This window comes from Streptomyces sp. MBT65, from assembly GCF_016612545.1.
In the GTDB taxonomy this organism is placed as follows: Bacteria; Actinomycetota; Actinomycetes; order Streptomycetales; family Streptomycetaceae; genus Streptomyces.
In genome coordinates, this window is sequence record NZ_JAENRY010000099.1 from 13,051 (window position 1) to 35,304 (window position 22,254).

General features: G+C 69.7%; 18 protein-coding genes and 1 tRNA gene. 10 read left to right on the top strand and 9 right to left on the bottom strand.

Annotation, left to right across the window (positions count from 1 at the left end):
* Positions 1 to 68: 68 nt before the first annotated feature.
* Genes JHN63_RS22985 through JHN63_RS22995 form a run of 3 tightly spaced genes read right to left on the bottom strand, consistent with a single transcriptional unit; the run spans position 69 to position 5,144 of the window.
* Entirely contained in the window at positions 69 to 2,213 is a 2,145-nt protein-coding gene (locus JHN63_RS22985; protein WP_200683286.1) for an acetate--CoA ligase family protein, read from the bottom strand.
* Positions 2,214 to 2,217: 4 nt separating this feature from the next.
* Positions 2,218 to 3,450 (bottom strand): formyl-CoA transferase, encoded by a 1,233-nt coding sequence (frc, locus tag JHN63_RS22990; protein ID WP_200683300.1) that lies wholly within the window; start codon positions 3,448 to 3,450, stop codon positions 2,218 to 2,220.
* Between the two features lie 11 nt (positions 3,451 to 3,461).
* The gene (locus JHN63_RS22995) at positions 3,462 to 5,144 is read right to left on the bottom strand and encodes a thiamine pyrophosphate-binding protein (RefSeq protein WP_200683302.1); all 1,683 of its coding nucleotides are present in this window, start codon (positions 5,142 to 5,144) and stop codon (positions 3,462 to 3,464) included.
* A 145-nt stretch (positions 5,145 to 5,289) separates the two neighbouring features.
* Between JHN63_RS22995 and sucC the strand changes: the two genes are divergently transcribed.
* The 3 genes from sucC (at position 5,290) to JHN63_RS23010 (ending at position 8,914) form a co-directional block, all read left to right on the top strand.
* On the top strand, positions 5,290 to 6,420 hold the full coding sequence (gene sucC, locus JHN63_RS23000) for an ADP-forming succinate--CoA ligase subunit beta (RefSeq protein ID WP_200683303.1): 1,131 nt from the start codon (positions 5,290 to 5,292) through the stop codon (positions 6,418 to 6,420).
* An 11-nt stretch (positions 6,421 to 6,431) separates the two neighbouring features.
* Positions 6,432 to 7,313 (top strand): succinate--CoA ligase subunit alpha, encoded by an 882-nt coding sequence (sucD, locus tag JHN63_RS23005; protein ID WP_200683305.1) that lies wholly within the window; start codon positions 6,432 to 6,434, stop codon positions 7,311 to 7,313.
* A gap of 65 nt (positions 7,314 to 7,378) precedes the next feature.
* Complete coding sequence (locus tag JHN63_RS23010; protein WP_200683321.1) at positions 7,379 to 8,914, top strand: aldehyde dehydrogenase family protein; 1,536 nt, start codon at positions 7,379 to 7,381, stop codon at positions 8,912 to 8,914.
* Here JHN63_RS23010 and JHN63_RS54000 read toward each other — a convergent pair.
* A complete protein-coding gene (locus JHN63_RS54000; RefSeq protein ID WP_267953796.1) occupies positions 8,904 to 9,032 on the bottom strand; it encodes a hypothetical protein in 129 nt (42 codons plus the stop codon). The genes JHN63_RS23010 and JHN63_RS54000 overlap by 11 nt on opposite strands.
* A complete protein-coding gene (locus JHN63_RS52910; RefSeq protein WP_234477563.1) occupies positions 9,029 to 9,331 on the bottom strand; it encodes a hypothetical protein in 303 nt (100 codons plus the stop codon). Before JHN63_RS52910 ends, JHN63_RS54000 begins: the two co-directional genes overlap by 4 nt.
* A gap of 134 nt (positions 9,332 to 9,465) precedes the next feature.
* On the opposite strand from JHN63_RS52910, the gene JHN63_RS23020 reads away from it, so the two are divergent.
* Both JHN63_RS23020 and JHN63_RS23025 read left to right on the top strand, forming a co-directional pair.
* Entirely contained in the window at positions 9,466 to 9,909 is a 444-nt protein-coding gene (locus tag JHN63_RS23020) for a MarR family winged helix-turn-helix transcriptional regulator (RefSeq protein ID WP_200683329.1), read from the top strand.
* Positions 9,910 to 10,025: 116 nt separating this feature from the next.
* Positions 10,026 to 10,113, top strand: a tRNA-Leu gene (locus tag JHN63_RS23025).
* Positions 10,114 to 10,196: 83 nt separating this feature from the next.
* Here the strand turns inward: JHN63_RS23025 and JHN63_RS23030 are convergent.
* Together JHN63_RS23030 and JHN63_RS23035 are read right to left on the bottom strand one after the other, a co-directional pair.
* Positions 10,197 to 11,891, bottom strand: a complete 1,695-nt coding sequence (locus JHN63_RS23030; RefSeq protein WP_200683338.1) for a carbohydrate binding domain-containing protein — start codon at positions 11,889 to 11,891, stop codon at positions 10,197 to 10,199.
* A gap of 187 nt (positions 11,892 to 12,078) precedes the next feature.
* Complete coding sequence (locus JHN63_RS23035; RefSeq protein WP_200683340.1) at positions 12,079 to 12,705, bottom strand: YcxB family protein; 627 nt, start codon at positions 12,703 to 12,705, stop codon at positions 12,079 to 12,081.
* Positions 12,706 to 13,105: 400 nt separating this feature from the next.
* On the opposite strand from JHN63_RS23035, the gene JHN63_RS23040 reads away from it, so the two are divergent.
* Positions 13,106 to 16,420, top strand: coding sequence for a lectin (locus tag JHN63_RS23040; protein ID WP_200683342.1), 3,315 nt, complete (start codon positions 13,106 to 13,108; stop codon positions 16,418 to 16,420).
* Between the two features lie 197 nt (positions 16,421 to 16,617).
* Positions 16,618 to 16,848, top strand: a complete 231-nt coding sequence (locus JHN63_RS23045) for a hypothetical protein (RefSeq protein WP_200683344.1) — start codon at positions 16,618 to 16,620, stop codon at positions 16,846 to 16,848.
* A 19-nt stretch (positions 16,849 to 16,867) separates the two neighbouring features.
* Here the strand turns inward: JHN63_RS23045 and JHN63_RS23050 are convergent, their stop codons facing one another.
* The gene (locus JHN63_RS23050; protein WP_200683346.1) at positions 16,868 to 17,119 is read right to left on the bottom strand and encodes a Smr/MutS family protein; all 252 of its coding nucleotides are present in this window, start codon (positions 17,117 to 17,119) and stop codon (positions 16,868 to 16,870) included.
* A 219-nt stretch (positions 17,120 to 17,338) separates the two neighbouring features.
* On the opposite strand from JHN63_RS23050, the gene JHN63_RS23055 reads away from it, so the two are divergent.
* From JHN63_RS23055 to JHN63_RS23065, 3 genes are all read left to right on the top strand, one after another.
* Positions 17,339 to 19,750, top strand: coding sequence for a penicillin acylase family protein (locus tag JHN63_RS23055; protein WP_200683354.1), 2,412 nt, complete (start codon positions 17,339 to 17,341; stop codon positions 19,748 to 19,750).
* Between the two features lie 232 nt (positions 19,751 to 19,982).
* Entirely contained in the window at positions 19,983 to 20,873 is an 891-nt protein-coding gene (locus tag JHN63_RS23060; RefSeq protein ID WP_200683356.1) for a glycoside hydrolase family 19 protein, read from the top strand.
* Positions 20,874 to 21,111: 238 nt separating this feature from the next.
* Positions 21,112 to 21,654, top strand: coding sequence for a DUF4232 domain-containing protein (locus tag JHN63_RS23065; protein WP_200683358.1), 543 nt, complete (start codon positions 21,112 to 21,114; stop codon positions 21,652 to 21,654).
* A gap of 313 nt (positions 21,655 to 21,967) precedes the next feature.
* Here JHN63_RS23065 and JHN63_RS23070 read toward each other — a convergent pair.
* On the bottom strand, positions 21,968 to 22,254 hold a 287-nt coding region (locus JHN63_RS23070; RefSeq protein ID WP_200683360.1), incomplete at its 5' end, for a helix-turn-helix transcriptional regulator.

The window sequence follows — 22,254 nt, forward strand, 5'->3', positions numbered from 1 at the left end:
CTTTCGTGTGCGCACGGGTCCCCGGGGCCGGCCGACCGCACTGTCGGCCGGCCCCGCGTCGGTTCACGTCATGAACCACCGCCCAACAGCCCCGCCGCACGCGCCCATCGGTACTTCGCGCCGAGCACCGCCACCGGCTTCTCGGTCGTGTACGGGTACGCCACGACCCCGCGCTCGTACAGGTACTGGCAGGCCTCCTCGACCTCCACGTCACCCGCGAGCGACGCCACCACCGGCTTCTCGATGCCGCGTTCCTTGAACTCGGCGACCACGCGCGCGGTGAGCTCCGCGAAGACCATCGGGGGAGTGACGATGGTGTGCCAGTAGCCGAGCACCAGCGCGTGGATGCGCGGATCCTCCAACCCGAGCCGGATCGTCGCCTCGTACGTCGACGGCGGCTCGCCCCCGGTGATGTCGACCGGGTTGCCCGCGGCCCCGAAGGGCGGGATGAACTCCCGGAAGGACGCGTCGAGATCGGGCGGAATCTCCATCAGGGACAGGCCGTTGTCGGTCACCGCGTCGGAGAGCAGCACGCCACTGCCGCCGGCGCCCGTGATGATGACTATGTTGTCCCCGCGGGGAGTCGGGAGCACCGGCAGGCCGCGCGCGTACTCCAGCATGTCGTTGAGCCCGGGGGCGCGGATGACGCCGGCCTGCTTGAGGATGTCCTCGTACACGGCGTCGTCGCCGGCCAGCGCTCCCGTGTGCGAACCGGCGGCCTTCGCACCGGCCGCCGTACGACCTGCCTTCAGTACGACAACTGGCTTACGGGGTACGGTCTTTCGGGCCGCCTCGACGAACGCGCGCCCGTCCTTGAGATCCTCCAGGTGCATCGCGATGCACTCGGTGTGCGGGTCCTCGCCGAACCAGGTCAGCAGGTCGTCCTCGTCCAGGTCCGACTTGTTGCCGAGCCCGACGATCGCCGACACCCCCGTCTTCGTGGTCCGCGCGAACCCCAGGATGGCCATCCCGATGCCACCGGACTGCGAGGTCAGCGCCACCCCGCCCTTCACGTCGTACGGCGTGCAGAACGTGGCGCACAGGTCGTGCCAGGTGGAGTAGTAGCCGTAGATGTTCGGCCCGAGGAGGCGGACGCCGTAGCGCTCGGCGATCTCGACTATCTCCTCCTGGAGTTGGACCTCACCGGTCTCCGCGAACCCGGAGGGGATGAGGACGGCGTTGGGGATGTTCTTGCGACCCACCTCCTCCAGCGCCGCTGCCACGAACTTGGCGGGAATGGCGAAGACGGCCACATCCACCTCACCGGGAACGTCCGTGACACTCTTGTACGCCTTGCGGCCGAGGATGTCATCGGCCTTGGGGTTCACCGGGTGGATCTCGCCGGCGAAGCCGCCGTCGACGAGGTTGCGCATCACCGAATTGCCGATCTTGCCCTGCTCGTTGGACGCGCCGATGACGGCGACCGAGGTCGGTTCCATCAGGCGGCGCATGGTCGTCAGGATCTCGTCGCGTGTATACCGTCGACGGGGTGCCGGCTGCGACTCGGCGAGGATGACACGGATGTCGGCCGCGACCGCGCCGTCCGGAGTCGCGATCACCGGGTTGAGGTCCACCTCGGCGATCTCCGGGAAGTCCGCGACCAGTTGGGACACCCTGCGGATCTGCTCCGCGATCGCCCACCGGTCGACGGCCGGTGCGCCGCGCACCCCGCGCAGGATCTCCGCCGCCCGGATCGAGTCCAGCATCGACAACGCCTCGTCGGCGCTCACCGGCGCCAGCCGGAACGTCACGTCCTTCAGCACCTCGACGAGCACCCCGCCGAGCCCGAACGCGACCACCTTCCCGAACGTCGGGTCGGTCACCGCGCCGACGATGACCTCCTGCCCCTGCGGCAGCAACTCCTGTACCTGGACGCCCTCGATGCGAGCGTCTGCGTTGTACGCACGCGCGTTGTCGACGATCCTGTGGAACGCGGCCCGTACGTCCGCCGCGCCCTCCACCCCGACGATCACGCCGCCCGCGTCGGTCTTGTGCAGGATGTCGGGGGAGACGATCTTCATCACGACGGGCCCGCCGAACCGCGCCGCGTACGCCACCGCCTCGTCGACGTCCGTAGCCAACTCCTCGCCCGGTACGGCGATTCCGTACGCGTCGGCGATCACCTTGCCCTCGGGCGCGGTCAGCGCGGCCCGTCCCTCGGCCCGCACGGAGTCGAGCAGGGCGCGCACCTTCAGCGCCCGGTCCTCTGCCATCACGTCAGATCACCCCGTTCGACTTGAGGAGGCGCAACTCTTCGTCGCCGAGACCGAGTTCGCCGATGTAGACCTCTTCGTTGTGCTCGCCGAGCAGCGGTGAACTGGTCACGTCCACGGGGGAGTCGGAGAGTTTCAGCGGGCTGCCGACGGTGACGAACTCACCGCGCTGGGGGTGCGGCACCGTCACGACCATCTCGTTCGCGACCAGCGACTCGTCCTCGATGATCTCCCTGGTCGAGAGGATCGGTCCGCACGGGATGTTGTGGGCGTTGAGCTTCTCCAGCACCTCCCACTTGGGCAGCGTGGACGACCACTCCTCGATCAGCTGGAACATCTTGGCGAGCTGCGGCAACCGGGCCTCCGGCGTCGCCCACTCGGGGTCCTCGGCCAGTTCGGGCCGGCCGATCAGCTCGGTGAGCGGGCGCCAGCCGACGGGCTGCACGATGACGTACACGTAGTCGTTGGGGCCGCCCGGCGCGCACTTGACCGCCCAGCCGGGCTGGCCGCCGCCGGACGCGTTGCCGGAGCGGGGCACCTCGTCGCCGAAGTCGTCGTTCGGGTACTCGGCGAGCGGCCCGTGCGCCAGGCGCTGCTGGTCGCGCAGCTTCACCCGGCACAGGTTCAGCACGGCGTGCTGCATGGCCACGTTGACGCGCTGACCACGGCCGGTGCTCTCACGCTGGAAGAGTGCCGCCAGTATCCCGGCTACTGTATGCACTCCTGTGCCGGAGTCGCCGATCTGAGCGCCCGTGGCCAGGGGTGGCCCGTCCTCGAAGCCGGTGGTCGACATCGACCCGCCCATGGCCTGCGCGACCACCTCGTACGCCTTGAAGTTGGTGTACGGGCCGTCCCCGAAGCCCTTGATGGACGCATAAACGATGCGGGGATTGATCTCCTGTATGCGATCCCAGGTGAACCCCATACGGTCGACCGCGCCCGGTCCGAAGTTCTCGACCATGACGTCGGAGCGCCGGATCAGCTCGGTCAGGATCTCCTTGCCGCGCTCGGTCTTGGTGTTGAGGGTGATGCTGCGTTTGTTGCAGTTGAGCATCGTGAAGTAGAGGGAGTCGACGTCCGGGAGGTCGCGCAACTGCTTGCGGGTGATGTCACCGGTCGGCGCCTCCAGCTTGACGACGTCGGCGCCGAGCCAGGCGAGCAGCTGGGTGGCGGAGGGGCCGGACTGGACGTGCGTCATGTCGAGGACGCGGATGCCCTCAAGTGCCCTGGCGGTCATGGCCGTTCACCTCACTTGTACATCGTCTGGTTCATGGTTCCGGGGGCGTACGCGTCCGGGTCGACCCAGACGTTGATCAGCGACGGCTTGCCCGACTCGCGGGCGCGTCGCAGGGCGGGGCCGATGTCGGCGGGGTCGCGGACCTCCTCGCCGTAACCACCCAGCATCTGGGCGAACTTGTCGTAGTGGACGTCGCCGAGGGTGTTGCCGACCCGCTCGCGTTCCAGGCCGTACTTGGCGGCCTGGCCGTAACGGATCTGGTTCATCGAGGAGTTGTTGCCGACGATGCCGACGAACGGGAGGTCGTAGCGGACGAGGGTCTCGAAGTCCCAGCCGGTGAGGGAGAACGCGCCGTCGCCGAACAGCGCGACGACCTCCTTGTCCGGCCGCGCCTGCTTCGCCGCGAGGACGAAAGGGACGCCGACGCCGAGGGTGCCCAGCGGGCCCGGATCCATCCAGTGGCCGGGCGACTTGGGCTGGACGACCTGCCCGGAGAAGGTGACGATGTCGCCGCCGTCGCCGATGTAGATCGAGTCCTCGGTGAGGAACTCGTTGATCTCGCTGACCAGACGGTACGGGTGGATCGGTGCGGCGTCCGACCGCAGACTCGGCAACCGCTTCTCGATCGCGGCCTGTTCGACCGTACGCAGCTCGTCGAGCCACTCCTTGCGCCTGGACGCGCCGCCGTTGAGGCGTCCGGAAGCGGCCTCGGCGACCGACTTCAGGACGAGTCCCGCGTCGCCGACGATGCCGAGGTCGATGTCGCGGTTCTTGCCGACGGTGCGGTAGTCGAGGTCGATCTGCACGACGGTCGCGTCGGGGGAGAGGCGCTTGCCGTAGCCCATGCGGAAGTCGAAGGGCGTGCCGACGATGACGATGACGTCGGCGTGGGAGAAGGCGTACCGGCGAGACAGTTGGAAGTGGTGCGGGTCGCCCGGCGGGAGGGTGCCGCGGCCCGCGCCGTTCATGTACGCGGGGATGTTGAGCGTGCGGACGAGGTCAATGGCCGCCTCGGTGCCGCGAGTTGTCCACACCTGACTGCCCAACAGGATCGCCGGCTTCTCGGCGTGGACCAGCAGGTCGGCGAGCTTCTCGATCGCCTCGGGGTCGCCGGCCGAGCGGGTCGAGGCACGGTAGGCGCCGGGCTGCGGCACCCGCGCCCTGCTCACCGGCACCTTGGCGTCGAGGACGTCGCGCGGGATCTCCAGGAAGGAGGGGCCGGGTGCGCCGTGGTAGCACTCGCGGAACGCCATCGACACCATGTCGGCGGCACGCGCCGTGTCCGGCACGGTCGCCGCGAACTTGGTGATCGGCGTCATCATGTCGACGTGCGGGAGGTCCTGGAGGGACCCCATCTTGTGCTGGGTGAGGGCCCCTTGGCCACCGATCAGCAGCATCGGGGACTCCGCGCGGAAGGCGTTGGCGACACCGGTGACGGCGTCGGTCGTACCGGGACCCGCGGTGACGACCGCGCACCCGGGCCTGCCGGTGATGCGTGCGTAGCCGTCCGCCGCGTGGGCTGCCACCTGTTCGTGGCGTACGTCGACGACTTCTATGCCCTCGTCGACGCAGCCGTCGTAGATGTCGATGATGTGGCCGCCGCACAGGGTGTAGATGCGGTCGACCCCCTCGGCCTTCAGGGCTTTGGCGACGAGATGACCACCGGAAATCACGTCCTGGGTGTCGTCGGGCATGGCGGAGTCCTGTCCCTTCGTAGGGGGTGGGAACGCTCTCGCGGTACATTGCATACAGTCGACGAATACTGTATGAAACTTGTTATCCCGCATCCGGTGGGTGGTGTCCAGGGGGCGTGCGGCACTTTCAGGAACAGGAGCCGAGATGGACCTGTACGAGCACCAGGCAAGGGAACTCTTCGAGGAACACGGCATCTTGGTGCCCCGGGCCGAGGTCATTACCTCGTCCAAGGAGGCGCGTGGGATCGCCCGCAGGCTGGGCGGACGCGTCGTGGTGAAGGCGCAGGTCAAGACCGGCGGGCGAGGTAGGGCGGGGGGAGTGAAGTTCGCCGCGGACCCGGCCGCCGCCGAGCTGACCGCACGCCAGATCCTCGGCATGGACATCAAGGGCCACACGGTCGGCAAGGTGATGCTGGCCCAACCGGTCGACATCGAGGACGAGTTCTACGTCTCCTACGTCCTCGACCGGGCGGCGGGCCGCTTCCTCGCGATCGCATCCGCCGAGGGTGGTATGGAGATCGAGGAGGTCGCCGCCAGTCGACCGGATGCTGTCGCCCGTATACACATCGACCCGGCCGAGGGGGTCACCTCGGCGAAGGCGGGTGAGATCGCCCAGGCGGCCGGACTGCCGCCGCAGACCGTCGACGTCCTCGTACGGCTGTGGGAGGTGCTGGTCCGGGAGGACGCCGTCCTCGTCGAGGTGAACCCGCTCGTGCGGACGAAGCAGGGGCAGATCCTCGCCCTCGACGGCAAGGTCACGCTTGACGACAACGCCCGCTTCCGGCAGGCGCGTTGGGGTGCCGAGAGCGCGACGCACGACGATCCGCTGGAGGCCGTGGCCGCAGCGAAGGGGCTCAACTACGTCAAGCTCGACGGCGAGGTGGGCATCATCGGCAACGGCGCCGGCCTCGTCATGTCGACGCTCGACGTGGTCGCCGGCTGTGGCGCCCGCCCCGCCAACTTCCTTGATATCGGCGGCGGGGCATCGGCCCAGATCATGGCCGACGGGCTGTCCGTCATCCTCTCCGACCCGGCCGTGAAGTCGGTGTTCGTCAACGTCTTCGGCGGCATCACCGCGTGCGACGCGGTGGCCGACGGCATCGTACGGGCCGTGGAATCGGTGCAGTTGACCAAGCCGCTGGTCGTCCGGCTCGACGGCAACAACGCGGCCCGTGGTCGGGCCGTCCTCGACGGGTACGCGCATCCGCTGGTCCAGCAGGCCACCACCATGGACGGCGCCGCCCGCCGCGCCGCCGACCTCGCCGACGCGCGTTAAGGAGCCGGGACATGGCGATCTACCTCACCAAGGAGAGCAAGGTCCTCGTCCAGGGCATGACCGGCGGCGAGGGCATGAAGCACACCCGCCGGATGCTCGCTGCCGGCACGAACGTCGTCGGCGGCGTCAACCCGCGCAAGGCGGGCCGCACCGTGGACTTCGACGACCGGGCCGTCCCCGTCTTCGGGTCGGTCGCCGACGGTATGCGGTCGACCGGAGCCGATGTCACTGTCGTGTTCGTGCCGCCCGCCTTCGCGAAGGCCGCCGTGATCGAAGCCGCCGACGCGGGCATCGGCCTCGCGGTCGTCATCACCGAGGGCATCCCCGTCCACGACTCGGTCGCCTTCACCGCCCACGCCCGTGCGAAGGGCACCCGGATCATCGGCCCCAACTGCCCGGGCCTGATCACCCCCGGCCAGGCGAACGCGGGCATCATCCCCGCCGACATCACCAAGCCGGGCCGTATCGGCCTGGTGTCCAAGTCGGGCACGCTCACCTATCAACTCATGTACGAACTGCGGGACATCGGCTTCTCGACCTGCGTCGGCATCGGCGGGGACCCCGTCGTCGGCACGAGCCACATCGACTGCCTCGCCGCGTTCCAGGACGACCCCGACACCGAACTCGTCGTCCTGATCGGGGAGATCGGCGGCGACGCGGAGGAGCGGGCGGCCGCGTTCATCCGCGACCACGTCACCAAACCCGTCGTCGGCTACATCGCCGGCTTCACCGCGCCCGAGGGCAGGACGATGGGCCACGCGGGCGCCATCGTGTCCGGCTCCTCCGGTACGGCCGCGGCGAAGCAGGAGGCGCTGGAGGCCGTAGGAGTCAGGGTCGGGCGGACGCCGTCCGAGACGGCCCGACTGGTGCTGGACCGACTGGAGCGCAACTAGCCCTACCTGTACGACAGTTCCTGCCTCACCCCGCCCCGACCGTGCACCGAGAGCGGAGCAGAAGCATGGCATCTACCCTCAAAGCGGGCACGTCCTGGAGTGACGCCTGGCAGCGTTGTCTCGCCGTCGCGCCCGAGGCGTTCCAGGACGACCGGGTCCTCAACCTCTGGAACGCCGCCTGGCAACGGGACGGCCGGGCCCTGGCCGCCACCTCCCCCGTCGACGGCACGCCCATCGCCGGTCCGCCCCGCCTGGACCGGTCCACCGCCCACCAGGCCGTCCGCGCCTCCCTCGACCAGCACCGCGCCTGGCGCCACGTCCCGCTCGACGAACGGCGGGCCCGTGTGGCCGCCACGCTCGACGCCCTCACCGAACACCGCGAACTCCTCGCGCTGCTGCTGGTCTGGGAGATCGGCAAGCCCTGGCGGCTCGCGCAGGCGGACGTGGACCGGTCCATCGACGGCGTCCGCTGGTACGTCGACGGCATCGAGCCGATGCTCGCCGGCCGCACCCCGCTGGACGGCCCGGTGTCCAACATCGCGAGCTGGAACTACCCGATGAGCGTGCTCGTCCACGCCCTGCTGGTCCAGGCGCTGGCGGGCAACGCGGTCATCGCCAAGACCCCGACCGACGGCGGTGTCGCCTGCCTCACCCTGGCCGCGGCGCTGGCTGCGTGTGAGGGGATACCGGTCACCCTCGTCAGCGGCAGCGGGGGCGAGTTGTCCCAGGCGCTGGTCCGCGCGCCCGAGATCGGCTGCGTCTCCTTCGTCGGCGGCCGTGACACCGGAGCGGCCGTGGCCACGGCCGTGGCGGACCTCGGCAAGCGCCACATCCTGGAACAGGAGGGACTCAACACCTGGGGCATCTGGAACCACACGGACTGGGACGCGCTCACCGCCGTCGTCCCCAAGCTCTTCGACTACGGCAAACAGCGCTGCACGGCGTATCCGCGCTTCGTCGTCCAGCGCGAGCTGTTCGACGAGTTCCTCGCCGCCTACCTCCCCGCGGTCCGAACTCTCCGCGTCGGCCACCCACTTGCGGTCCCGCACGCCCAAGACCCCTACCCGGAACCGGACTTCGGGCCGGTGATCAACGCGGCCAAGGCCAAGGAACTCCACGACCAGGTGGCCGAGGCGATCGACCGGGGCGCCGTACCGCTGCACCGCGGCAAGCTGTCCGAGGACAACTTCCTCCCGGGGCAGGACACTTCGGCGTACGTCCGCCCCGTCACGCTCCTCAACCCGCCGCCGTCGTCCCCGCTGCACCACGCGGAACCGTTCGGCCCGGTCGACACCATCGTCCTGGTCGGCACGGAGGCGGAACTGCTGGCGGCGATGAACGCGTCCAACGGCGCGCTGGTCGCCACCCTCTCCACCGACGACCGGGCGACGTACGACCGACTGGCCCCGCAGATCCGCGCGTTCAAGGTCGGCCACGGCACACCACGCTCGCGCGGCGACCGCGACGAACTGTTCGGCGGGTTCGGCGCGTCCTGGCGCGGCGCCTTCGTCGGCGGCGAACTCCTCGTCCGCGCGGTGACGCACGGGCCGGTGGGGGAGCGGCTGCCCGGCAACTTCCCGGAGTACCAGCTCATGCCGTGACCGGTGGCCGGGCGGTGCTCGGGTGCGTCGAGTATCGCCCGGCGATGATCTCGTCGACGAGCCAGCGGGCCACGCCCCGCGGATACGGGCGCGGCAGGCTCAGCACGACGCGGTTCATCCCGGCGTCGACGAGTCGGCCGACCGTCTCCTGGGTCGCCGCGGGTCGCCGCGGGGTCGTCGTACGACACCAGGACCTGCATGCACCGATCGGGTGATCGCGCCCGAGGTGCGCCCCAGGTCGGCGCGGTGCGCGTCGAGGACACGGGCGCGTTCGGGGACGTACTCGACGGTGTGGTGCGGCGGCCCGGGAACGTTCCAGACCCCCGGCTCCCGGCGGCTGATGCATGCCGCCGATGCCCAGCCGTCGTGCATCCGTCCGTCCTTCGGTGCGGCGACCGGCAGCTGGTGGTCCCACATCCATGCATGGGGGTGGTCTTGATCCCGAAACGCACGGTGGGCATGTCCACGGTGGCCGGCATGACCGTCAGCCCAGTAAATCGTCAGAAGAGATGATAAGCGGAAGGGGAATTTAGCGGGGCTACAGTCGACGGATGGTCGACGATCAGCAGCCCGTGCCCCTGGAGTCCCGGCTCGGCTATCTCCTCAAGCATGCTCAGGCCGGACTGGCCAGGGCCTCGGCCGAGGCGTTGGCGCCGCACGGTGTGGACGGTCATGAGTTGGCCGTCCTGGTGGTGCTCGCGGCGGGTGAGCCGTTGTCGCAGGTCGAGGCGGCCGGGCGGCTCGGGGTCGACCGCACCACGATGGTGTCGCTGATCGACGGCCTGGAGGACCACGGGCTGGCGGAACGGCGGCGCAGTCCGCAGGACCGCCGGAAGAACATCGTCGAGCTGACGGCGGCGGGCCGGGACTGCCTGCGCCAGGGCGAGAAGGCCCGCCGTGCGGCGGAGCGCCGTTTCCTCGCCCCGCTGGACGAGGAAACGGCGGCCTCACTCGTACGGGCACTGCGAACGCTGGTGCTCGCCGAGCGGGAGTGAGCGCCGGAATCCGACGCTCCGCGGGGGTGGATATGCAGGTGAAAGGCGCTCCGAAAGCTTGGTATTGTTGTCCATGTCGCCGCGGGGAATACCCCCGGTCAGGCGGCAGACACCTAGTCCGGGTGGCGGAATGGCAGACGCGCTAGCTTGAGGTGCTAGTGCCCTTTATCGGGCGTGGGGGTTCAAGTCCCCCCTCGGACACCAGTAGCGGTAGCGGTTACCATCAGTTACCGATTGAGACCCCACTTCGTGTGGGGTTTCTTGCGTTCCAGGACTGTGCCGTGACCTCAGCCGAGGGTGAAATCGTCGGCGACGACATTGGACTGGCCGTACCAGCCGTGGACGTAGACGGTGACCGCTCCGCTGCTTCCGGTGGTGAAGCTCACCTTCAGCTGGTTCCAACTCGTGCTGTTCGACCAGGTGTTGGCGGACGCGCCGCCGGTGACTCCGATGTAGGCGTACGGTCCCTGCACCCAAGCGGTCAGCGTGTAGCTGGTGTGGGGGGACAGGGTGACGTTCTGGTCGCATTCCCCGGTGCTGCTCGCGCTCGGGGTGACCTGGAGGCTGTGGCTGCCGCTGTGCACCGGCGTGGAGACCACCGCGCTGCCGCCCGTGCAGGTCCAGGGGCTCGAACTGCCGCTCTCGAAGCCCGCGTTGGTGAGCGCACCCCCGCCGCCACCTGTCGTGGTGACCGTGAGGGTGTACGTCGCGCTGTGGCTGCCGCTCGCGGCGGTGCCGGTGACGGTGATCGGATAGGTGCCGGCGGCGACGGACGAGCCGACCGTCGCCGTCAGGGTCGAACTGCCGCCGGAGGTAACGGAGTTGGGGCTGAACGAGACGCTGACGCCGGACGGTGCGCCGGAGGCGGCGAGGCCGACGGACTCGGTGCTGCCGGAGGTGACGGCGGTGGGGACGGCCGCGGTCGCCGAACCGCCCTGGACGACCGAGGCCGAGCCCGGCGACAGCGCCAGCGAGAAGTCGGTGCCGGTGCCTCCACCGCCCCCGCTGCCCTCGTACGGCACGAACGCGTCGGTGAACGCGAGGCTGTTCTGGCTGATCTCACTGCACGTGGGCAGGGAGTTGGCGCTTCCGCCGCACGCCTGGTCGCGGGTGATCGCCCAGAACGCCAGCCGGCCGACACTGTTCTGCGCGGCGAAGGTCTCCACCGTCTGGGCATCCGCCAGGGTGAAGGTGGAGCCGTCGTCGTTCTTGCCGATCATCGGAGTGATGCCGAGGTTGGCGTAGGTGTAACCGGAGTCGACCGACTGCATCTGCGCCAGCGTGGCCTTCGCCGCGGAGATCGCGCCCTGGCTCATCTCGGTGCCGGTACCGGCGTAGTAGTCCATGGCCATGATGTTGACCACGTCGATCTTGATGCCCGCGTTCTTGGCGGCCTTGAGGATGTTGACGCCGTCGCCGGTCAGCCCGCTGGTGAGCACCGGCAGGGTCATCGAGAACTGGAGGCTCGGGTTCGCCGCCTTGAGGTCCTTCATCGCCTGCATCTGGCGGGCCGCCGCCGCGGTGTCCGCGATGGCGGCGCCCTCGATGTCGAAGTCGAGCTGCGTGACGCCGTAGTCGTTGATGATGGGCTGGTATCCGGCGTCGATGCTGCTCTGGGTGGAGCATGTCCAGGCGAGCGGTTCGCCACTTGCGCCGCCGGAGGAGATGATCACGGAGGCGCCCTCGGCCTTGGCCCTGGCGATCTCGGGATCGGTGTAGGAGTCGTTGCCGATGGGGAGCGTGTCGCCCCATATCTGGTTGCAGCCGACGCCGAGCACGAAGGCCGCGGTGTAGGCCTTGAGTTGGTGTCCGGTGACGGCGGTGTCGAGCAGCCCTTCCTGGCTGTTCGACATGTCGACGTAGGGAGCCACGGAGTAGACGCTGCTTCCCGCGGCGCTGCTTGCGGGGGCCAGGGCGAGGGTGACGCCGGTGACCGACAGTGCGAGGGCGGAGACGGAGGCCGCGAGTCTTGCCAGGCGCATGACAGTACCCCTTTCGGGATGCCCATCGGGGGAAGGGGGGGCGGGGTGGGTCGCGCAGGGCATTGGTACATACCAAACAGCTCGCCGGACCCCTCCGTCAAGAGGACTAGACCAACTCGGTGCGCTGGGGTCGGTCGGGGTCAACTCCCCGCGGGCGTACGGTCGTAGCGGCCGTGTGTGTGCACGCTCAGGTGCTTTGGCCCTGCGGTGATCCGGGCTCGTCGGCGGAAGCGGGCGGGCCGTCCGTGGATGCGGCGGCGGAGTCCGCGAGCGGGGTGCCCGCGAGGTGCTCGGTGAGGAGTGCGCGGCAGACCGGGACGAGCGCCGCGTCGGACAGGCCTCGCTTGGGTAGGGTGGCGGAGGGTTTGCCCTCGTGGTCGAGGAGGACGAACTGTCGGTCGGACTCGCGGAGTTCGGAGAAAATCGACCAGGCGTAGCTGCTGGTTCGCCCGTCCGCGCGGGACGTCAAGGCGTACGGTCCGATCTCTGCTTCGTGTGTCTGACGCGGTGTCGGCGACCTGTGCCAGAATTTGCGTGCCCTGCGGCGAAGATCCCACGAGGTGGAGCGGACGAACGTTCTCAGCGTGTAGATGACGAAGCCCGACGCCAGGACCAGTGCGAGAAACGCGGCCGGCCGTGTGGGTGCGGCGGTGGCCAGCAGCACCAGCAAGGCCCACACCACCGTGAGTGTGAGGATCGCCTGGAACATCGCATGGCGCCTCACGCGCCGCCGTGCGGGGGAGAAGTAGCTCAGCATGTCCATGAGGTCGTCGATCTCCGGGACGTACCGCAGGGTCAGTGTCCGCTGCTGCATCAGTCCTCCTGCCCCGGGCCTGTGAGCCCGTGCATGGTAGTCGTCGACGCCGCAAGTAGGGAGTCCCAGGGCGCTCGTTGAACCCGCCTCTGCGTGAACTCCGTTTCCAGAAAGTCCCGTTGGCCTCGTTGACACACCGGCCGCGCACGCGTTTCACTCGACACTCGTGCATGGCAACGTTGTCAGGCCGTGGGAGCGACCAGGAACGGTTGCCTGTCGCCGGCGCGCCGGTGTTCTCCGGTGCGCCGCCACCTGATGTGCGAAGCACGAACTGCTGCGGAGGCAACCGATGGTGAGACCCCGACGCCCAGCCGCGCCACGCGACCGAGACAGATTCCCCGACAGGTTCCAGGACCGGTTCGCCGACAGGCTCTCCGGCCGATTCCGTCAACGCCTCGCCGTGCTCTGTGTGTTGGGCCTGACCGCCCTTCCGCTCACGGCGATCGGCAGCGCCCGGGCCGCGAGCACCGCGACGCCGCCCCTGGTGACCGACCCCGCGTCCCTCGTCAACCCGCTCATCGGTACCTCCGGCGCCGTGGACACCTTCCCCGGCCCCGACATGCCGGCCGGCATGGTGCAGTGGGGTCCCGACACGACGCCGAACCGTCCCGACGGCGGCGGTTACGAGTACGGCGACAACAAACTCTCCGGGTTCAGCCTCACCCACGTCTCGGGACCCGGCTGTCCCGTCGCGGGCGACCTGCCGATCCTCCCGATGACTGGCGCGCTCTCGGGCGACCTCGGCAGTACGTCCGTCGGTTTCGGCCACGCCGACGAGCAGGCCGGCATCGGGCGGTACAAGGTCACCGACGCGAACGGCGTGAAGACCGAACTGACCGACACCACCCGCGCCGGCCTCGGCACCTTCACCTTCCCCACGGGTCAACAGGCCAACCTGCTCTTCAAGTTGAGCGGCGGCGCCACCCAGATCGACGGGACCCGCGTCCAGGTGGTGAACGACAAGGAGATCATCGGCGCGATCGACAGCGGTCACTTCTGCGGCGCGAGCAACCGATACACGCTGCACTTCGACGTCAAGTTCGACCGGCCGTTCACCGCGAGCGGCACCTGGGTCGGCTCCACCATCACCCCCGACGCGACCTCACTGAAGGCGGGCAGGGTCCAACTCGCCCCGCGGAAGCCCGAGTCGGCACCGCTGAAGGAGAAGCACTTCACCGTCCCGGCGAAACCCGCCCCGACGATCCACGGGAGCAGTGCCAAGTCGAAGGCCTCCCGTTCGTCGGCCACGACATCGGCCGCCCAACCCCCCACCACCGGTGCCAACGGCATGTACCTCACCTTCGACACCGCCACGAACCCCACGGTGAGCGCGAAGGTCGGCGTCTCCTACACCAGCGACGCGGGCGCGGCGAACAACCTCGCCACCGAGATCAGGAACTGGAACCTCGGCGCGGTCGAGAAGGCCAACCACGACGCCTGGAACACCGTACTGAACAAGATCCAGGTGGGCGGCGGATCGGCAGACCGGCAGACGCAGTTCTACACCGCGCTCTACCACGCGCTGCTCCACCCGAACGTCTTCTCCGACGACAACGGCCAGTACATGGGCATGGACAACCAGGTCCACACCCTGGCCAAGGGTCAACAGGCCCAGTACGCCACCTACTCCGGCTGGGACACCTACCGCTCCCAGACCCAGCTGATGGCGATGGTCGAACCCAAGGTCGCCACCGACGTCGTCACCTCGATGCTCAACGGCTATGACCAGACGGGCCTGTTGCCCAAGTGGGCCTCGAACAACGGCGAGAGCTACGTCATGGTCGGTGACCCGGCCGCCGGCATCATCGCCGACGCGTACGCCTTCGGCGCGACCGGCTTCGACACGGCCAAGGCACTCGCGGCCCTCCAGCACGAGGCCACCGTCCCCAACAACGACCGCCCGGGCGAGGCGGTCCGGGACGCGAAGGGCTACCTCCCACTCGACGAGAACGACTACAACTGCTGCAACTTCTACGGCCCCGTCTCCACCCAACTCGAGTACGACTCCGCCGACTACGCCCTCGCGGCCTTCGCGAAGTCGCTCGGAAAGACGTCCGTCTACGAGAAGTTCGCCACCCGCGCCCAGGACTGGATGAACGTCTTCAACCCGCAGACCGGATACATGCAGGCCAGGAACAAGGACGGCCAGTTCGCCGCCGGCTTCACCCCCGGCACCTCCAACGGGTTCGTGGAGGGCACCTCCGCCCAGTACACGCCCATGGTCCCCTTCAACCTGCGCCAGCTCATCCAGGCCCGGGGCGGCGACCAGGCGTACTCGGCCTACCTGGACAGCCTGCTCGACGACATCACCGCCCCAGGCAACACCGACGCCGACCTGAGCAACGAGCCCAGTGTGGAGATCCCTTGGGAGTACGACTACACGGGTCAGCCCTGGAAGACGCAGGCCGCCGTCCGCGAGGCGCAGCAGAAGCTGTACTTCAACGCTCCGGTCGGCTCGTTCGGCAACGACGACCTCGGCGCGATGAGTTCGTGGTACGTCTGGTCCGAGCTCGGCATGTACCCGGAGACCCCGGGCACCGACACCCTGGCGCTCGGCAGCCCGGTGTTCCCGGCGGCCAAGGTGACCTTCGGCAGCGGGAAGACGGTGCGGATCAACGCACCGCAGGCCGCGCCCGACGCGCCGTACGTGCAGTCGCTCGCCGTCAACGCCAAGGCGTGGAACGCCCCTTGGCTGACGTACCAGAAGTTCCAGGGCGCGGGCACGATCGACTTCACGCTCGGCACGCAGCCCAACACATCCTGGGCGTCCGACCCGTCGGCGGCGCCGCCGTCCGACACCACGGGCGGCGGTCGGGTGCTGGCCGCGACCGGTCCGGACAACGGCCTGGTGCTCCCGCCGGGCACGGCAGGTGACAGCACACTCGACCTGACCAACCTCAACAGCACGGCCGTCACGGTCGATTGGAAGGCGACGGCCCCCGCCGGCGTCACGCCGGACACGGTGTCCGGCTCGCTGACGGTGCCCGCGTCGGGCAGTGCCGAGGCGAAGGTCCGGGTGGCGGCCGGCGCGGACGAGGGACTGTTCCCGGTCACGTTCGCGCTGACCGACCACAACACCGGTGCGGCACTGGCCGGGGCGACCCTCCGGGTGGCGGTGGCCAAGGCCGGCGCGCTGTGGCCGTACAACACGAACGAGGGTGTCTATCCCGACGGCGCCACCTTCTCGGGCGGCTTCGACGGCGGCGGTTGGGCCTTCTCGCAGAACGCGCTGGCGGCCGCGGGCGTCACGAGTGGCTCGCCTCTCACGGTCGACGGCGTCACCTACACCTGGCCGACCGTGGCCTCCGGGCAGTTGGACAACCTGGAGATGGCCGGCCAGACCATCTCGATGCCGGCCGGTACGTCGGGCACGTCGCTGGGCCTGCTCGGCACGGCGACCAACGCGCCGACCGACGGCAGCGGGGTCGCGGGCACGGTGACCGTCACCTACACCGACGGCAGCACCGCACAGGCGACGGTCGCCTTCCCGGACTGGACCCTCAACGGCGGTGCCCGCACCCCGCTTCCGGGTGTCACGACAGCCGCCACCACCGCCTACCGCAACACCGGGAGCGGAGGCCGCGACACCGTGAAGACCTACGTCTTCGCCACGAAGGTCCCGCTGGACCGGTCCAAGCAGGTCGCGTCGATCACCCTCCCGGTGACGGGCTCGACAGGCACCGACCACCTCTTCTCCTACGGCTTCGGCCAGTAGCCGACGACCAACAGGCAGCAACCAAGAGCCAGTTGAAGCAGAACCGGCCCGAGGGGTCGCGGGCGTAGCAGCCGTGACGTGCTGCCCCGCACGCGCCCCCTCGGGCCGCCGTACGTCTGCCGCGCGACGACCACAGGGCCGGCGCTCTCCCGTCATGGGGCACCTCGACCCCGCGAGGCTGCGGCGGTTGGACCGTCGTGGGCGGCACCAGCGCCTCGGCGCCGTACGTGGCGGGAGTGATCGCGCTCGTCGGCGACCCGGGCTCCTTCCCCGACGCGTCCCGCCTCTGCTCCGCCCCGGCGACGGGCCTCGACGACGTGACCGACGGCGCGAACGGCACCTGCGACGGCGACTGCCTCTGCACCGCCGTACCGGGCTACGACGGCCCCACCGGCAACGGCGCGCCGAACGGACTGTGGGCGTTCTGACGCGGTCCCTGCGGCGACGTCAGTGAAGGTGAACCAGGATCCGGCCCGCGTTGGTCGGATCCTGTTCCACCCGGGCGTAGAGCTTGCGGATGTGCTTCTGCGCCAGCACGGCCAGCACCCGCTTCTTCAACTGGCCCGTCCCCTTGCCCGGGATGATCTGGACGATGTCGACCCCGGTGGCGGCGGCCTTGAAGAGGGTCTGCCGCAGGGCGGTGTCGATGTCGCGGTCGCTGCGGAAGTAGGGGTGCAGATCCAGGGTGATCAGGGCCATCGCCTCCGGGGGCTCGTCGTACGGTCGCAGCGTATGCGAGAGCGCTGCGCGTGCCGCGGCCGGCCGACCGCGTCTGGAGGAGTACATCCCGAGGCTGACACATCGCCCGGAAATCCGCCGGAGGCCCGATGACGCTCCCGCCGTCCTGCCTGCAAGGTGGCGGCCATGGGTGAACCCAGAGAACTGACGAAACGTCACAGACGTTCCTTATCAAGCCGGTTGGCGGCTGTCGCGGCCGTCCTCTGTCTGACCTCGGCCACGGTCGCGCTGCTTCCCGCGTCCTCGTCCGCCGCGACGGGACCGGGCGGCGAGACGCTGGCCAAGGGCGGACACACGGTCCGCATCAGCCGGACCGAGTACGGCGTACCGCACATCCTGGCCCAGGACTTCGACGGGCTGGGATACGGCTACGGGTACGCGTTCGCGCAGGACAACGTGTGTGAACTCGCCGACCACGTGGTGACGTTGAGGGGGGAGCGGTCCCGGTTCTTCGGGGCCGACGGACAGTCCGGCGAGGGCGAGGGCGAGGTCCAGGGCTCCAACCTCGCGAGCGACACCTACTACAGCGGGCAACTGCGCGCGGGCACCGTCCGTCAACTCCTCGCGCGGAAAGCGCCCTTGGGACCGACGGCCGAACTGCGCCGGATGGTCGAGGGATACGCCGCCGGCTACAACCGCTATCTCCGGGACACCGGCGTCGACCACCTGCCGGACCCGACCTGCAAGGGCAAGCCCTGGGTGCGGCCGATCACCGCGCTCGACCTGTGGAGTGTGGTCTACGACGTCGTCCGGGTGACCGCGACGGTCCCCCTGGTCCCGGACATCGGCGATGCGAAGCCACCTACGGCGGCCGGTGACTCGGCCACCACGACGGGCACCGGCTCCGGCGCCACGACCGGCATCACCTCCGGCGCCACGACCGCCACCGCGTCCGGCGTGCCGTCCGTGAAGGCCGCCGCCCCGGGCTTCGGCAGCAACGGCTGGGCCCTCGGCCGGGACGCCACCCGCACCGGCAACGCGATGGTCCTCGCGAACCCGCATCTGCCCTGGGCCGTCGGCTACTTCCGCCTCTACCAGGTGCAGTTGACGATCCCGGGCACCCTGGACGTGTCCGGCGCGGGCCTCTACGGCACCCCGCTGGTCGAGATCGGCCACAACCGCACCCTCGCCTGGACCCACACCGCGACCGACGCCGAGCACGCCTCCGTCTACGCGCTCAAGCTCGCGCCCGGCGACCCGACCAGCTACGTCGTCGACGGCAGGACCGTACCGATGGAACGCCGTACGGTCCCGGTCATCGTCCGGGGTGCGGACGGCAAGCTGTCGACCGTCCACCGGACCCTGTACTCCTCGCGTTTCGGAGCCGTCCTGTCCTCCGGCTGGACCACGACGACCGCCTACGCGATCCGGGACGCCAACACCGGCAACCTGCGTGCCATGAACACCTGGCTGGCCATGGGCAAGGCGCGGAACATCGGTCAACTCCGCGCCGCCCAGGACACGTTCCAGGGTGTCCCCTGGACGTACACCCTCGCGGCCGACACCAGTGGCCGCACGTACTTCACCGACTCCTCTGCCGTCCCGCACCTCACCGACGCCCAACTCGCCCACTGCACCCTCCCGAACGACGAGGGGCCCACGGCCCTGGACGGTTCGACGTCGGCCTGCGCCTGGGGGAGTGACCCCGACGCGCTCGTGTCCGGCCTCTACGGACCGTCCCACCAGCCGAAGTTGACCCGCACCGACTACGTCGCCAACTCCAACAACGGCCCCCAGTACGTCAATCCGGAGGCGCCGATCGCCGGGCTCCCGGGTGTGTACGACACCGATCCCCACCTCGACGGGCGGTCCCAGCTCGGGCTCCGCATGATCGCCGAACGCCGGGACGGCACGGACGGGTTGGGCGCCCCGGGCTTCACCGAGGCGACCCTGCGCGCGTCGATGCTCGGCAACCGCGTCCGGTCGGCCGAGACGGGCCGCGACGACATCGTCGCCATGTGCCGCGCCCACCCGAGCCTCACGGCCACGGACGGCACAGAGGTCGACGTGACGCGGGCCTGCACCACCCTCGCCCGCTGGGACACCCGCGCCGACACCACCAGCCGGGGCATCGTGCTCTGGAGCGCGTTCTACAACCGGCTCCTCGACGGCGGCCCGCCCGACACCTGGCGCCGCGTCCCCTTCGACCCCGCCCAACCCCTCACCACACCAAGGGGATTCAACGGCGAAGACCTCCGCGTCCAGCGCGCCCTGGCCGACGCCGTCCAGGACTTCGCGGCCGGTGACCTCCCGGTCGACGTCGAGCTCGGTGCCGTACAGAAATGGGCCGGCATCCCGCTGCCCGGCTGCGACGTCGGCTGCTTCGACGTCGTGGAGGCGGGCCCCGACTCGGGCACCGGCACCCCGACGGCCGGAGCCTTCGGCAGCAGCTTCCTGATGACCGTCGAACTGACCCCGGACGGCCCCCGCGCCCACACCCTCCTGACCTACGGCGAGTCCGCGAACCCGACCTCGCCCCACTTCTCGGACCAGACCCGCCTCTTCTCGCGCAAGCAGTGGGTCACCGAACGATTCACGCAGGCAGAGATCGCCGCCGCCCCGGGGCTGGAGGTGACGACCCTGCGCAGGTGACGGGGGTCGAGGTGGCACGGGCCGGTCGTAACTCGGCGGCCCCGACGCGAGGTTGACTGGTCTATACCCTTGACTGGTACAGACCAATACGGTTCAGTGAGGGACGTCATCCCCCCCACCACGGCCGCCCCCCCCACGTCGTGACCGGTCCGACCGGCCCGTGCGCACCGAGGCTCCGCTCCGCCCTGCCCTCGGCGGGGTACGGCCGTGCTCCACAGAGGAGTTGAACCCTGTGTCGAGACGCCGCATCGCCGCAGTACTGACCGCACTCGTCCTCGGTAGCCTGACGCCCGTGGTCCTCCCCGCCGCAGGCGCGTCCGCCGCCTCCTGCTCCAGCTATCCCAACTGGGTGGCCGGCCGGTCGTACGTGACCGGCAACATCGTCCGCTACACCGACGGCAAGGCGTACATCGCCGAGCACGACAACCCGGGCTACGACCCGGTCATCAGCACCTGGTTCTGGGAGCCGTACGCCTGTGACGGCGGCTCGACCACGCCCGTCGGCAATTTCGTTGTCACCGAGGCGCAGTTCAACCAGATGTTCCCGAGCCGGAACTCCTTCTACTCGTACAGCGGTCTCACCGCCGCCCTCAGTGCCTACCCGGGGTTCGCGACCACCGGCAGCGACACCACGAAGAAGCAGGAGGCCGCCGCCTTCCTCGCCAACGTCAGCCACGAGACAGGGGGGTTGGTGTACATCGTCGAGCAGAACACCGCCAACTACCCGACGTACTGCGACTGGAGCCAGTCGTACGGCTGCCCGGCCGGTCAGTCCGCCTACTACGGCCGCGGTCCCATCCAGCTGTCCTGGAACTTCAACTACAAGGCCGCGGGGGACGCGTTGGGCATCGACCTGCTCAACAACCCCTGGCTGGTGCAGAACGACTCGGCCGTCGCCTGGAAGACCGGCCTGTGGTACTGGAACACCCAGTCGGGGCCGGGCACGATGACCCCGCACAACGCCATGGTCAACGGCGCCGGCTTCGGCCAGACCATCCGCTCCATCAACGGCTCCCTGGAATGCGACGGCCGCAACCCCGCACAGGTCCAGAGCCGCGTCGACGCCTACAACCGCTTCACCTCCATCCTCGGCGTAAGCCCCGGCGGCAACCTCTACTGCTGAACGTGCGGCACGGGCACCGGTCGGACCGTTCCAAGGGCCGGTGCCCGTCCCACCCGCGCGTTCCAGGGACGGTGCGTTCCCGCAGGTCAACCCCTGTGTGAGCGTTCCGGCTTCCCATGATCCCCGACGGTTGTGGCCGCCGGGACGGATCTCCCCGCACGCTGCGGTCGTTCGACAGCGCGACCCACCACGACCGGGTGGCTCGCCTTCCACCACCGCACCCAGGGGGAACCCGATCATGACCGTCACCACCTTCCGCCGCCGTACGGCACTCCTCACCGCGACCCTCGCCACGGCCGCCACGCTCGCCCTGGCCGCCTCCGGCACTGGCTCGGCAGCCACCGCCGCGAAGTCGGGCAGCACCACCTGCACCGGCGCGAACACCAAGGTCACCGCGCAGACCGTGGCCCGTCCGGTGAAGCACCTGCTGCTGACCGTGAAGAACACCGGCTCCAAGACCTGCTCCCTGTACGGCTACCCGGCCCTCCGCTTCCAGGACGCCCAGGCCGTCCCCCCGGTCGTCGAGGACTCGCAGCCGCAGGCGGTCACCACGCTCCGCCCCGGACAGTCGGGCTACGCGGGCGTCAACCTCTCCGCCGCCGACGGCAGCGGCACCGGCGGCTACACCGCCAAGACGCTCTCGGTGATCTTCCAGAACCGCGCGCTCGACTTCGTGGGCTCGGGCGTCAAGGTCCCGCTGCCCGCCAAGGGCGTCTACATCGACAGCTCCCTGCGCACCACCTACTGGCTGGCCGACCCCCAGGACGCCCTCAACTGGTAGGCCGCAGCGCACGGATGGGACGAACCGGCCGCGCGCGGCCGATCTCCGGGCCCTTGGAGGAGGGCTGCCCCCGCCGACAGGGGCAGCCCCACGCGTATACCGCCAGGGGAGGTGCGGTGACGGATGCCTTGCCATGACAGCCGTGGGGTTGACCAACACTGCCGGCCCCCGACACTTCCCGTTCCCCTGGCGGTAGGACCAGCTTGGGGTATCGGGCGGGTGCGTGGGGCCCGAACTCCCGGAGATCGGTGGCGATATCGGTGCACGTAGGCGTCGGCGCGGGGCGCGGAAGGGGTACCTAGGTACCCGGTACCTACGCCGACGTGGTGCCCTCGGGCTGTGCCGCGGCCAGGATCTCGGTACGTGAGGCGATCCCCAACTTGGCGAGGATGTGCTCGACATGGGCGTCCACGGTCCGCTTGGAGATGACGAGCCGTTCCGCGATCTCCCGGTTGGACAGGCCCTGCGTGACGAGCGCGGCGACCTCGCGCTCCCGGCGGGTGAGCGGGTCGGCGGGACGGGTGTCCGCGGGGGCGGGCCGGGCCGCGGGGAGGCCGGGCGGCTCGTCCGCGTCGCTCCGTACGGCGTCCAGGAGTTCAC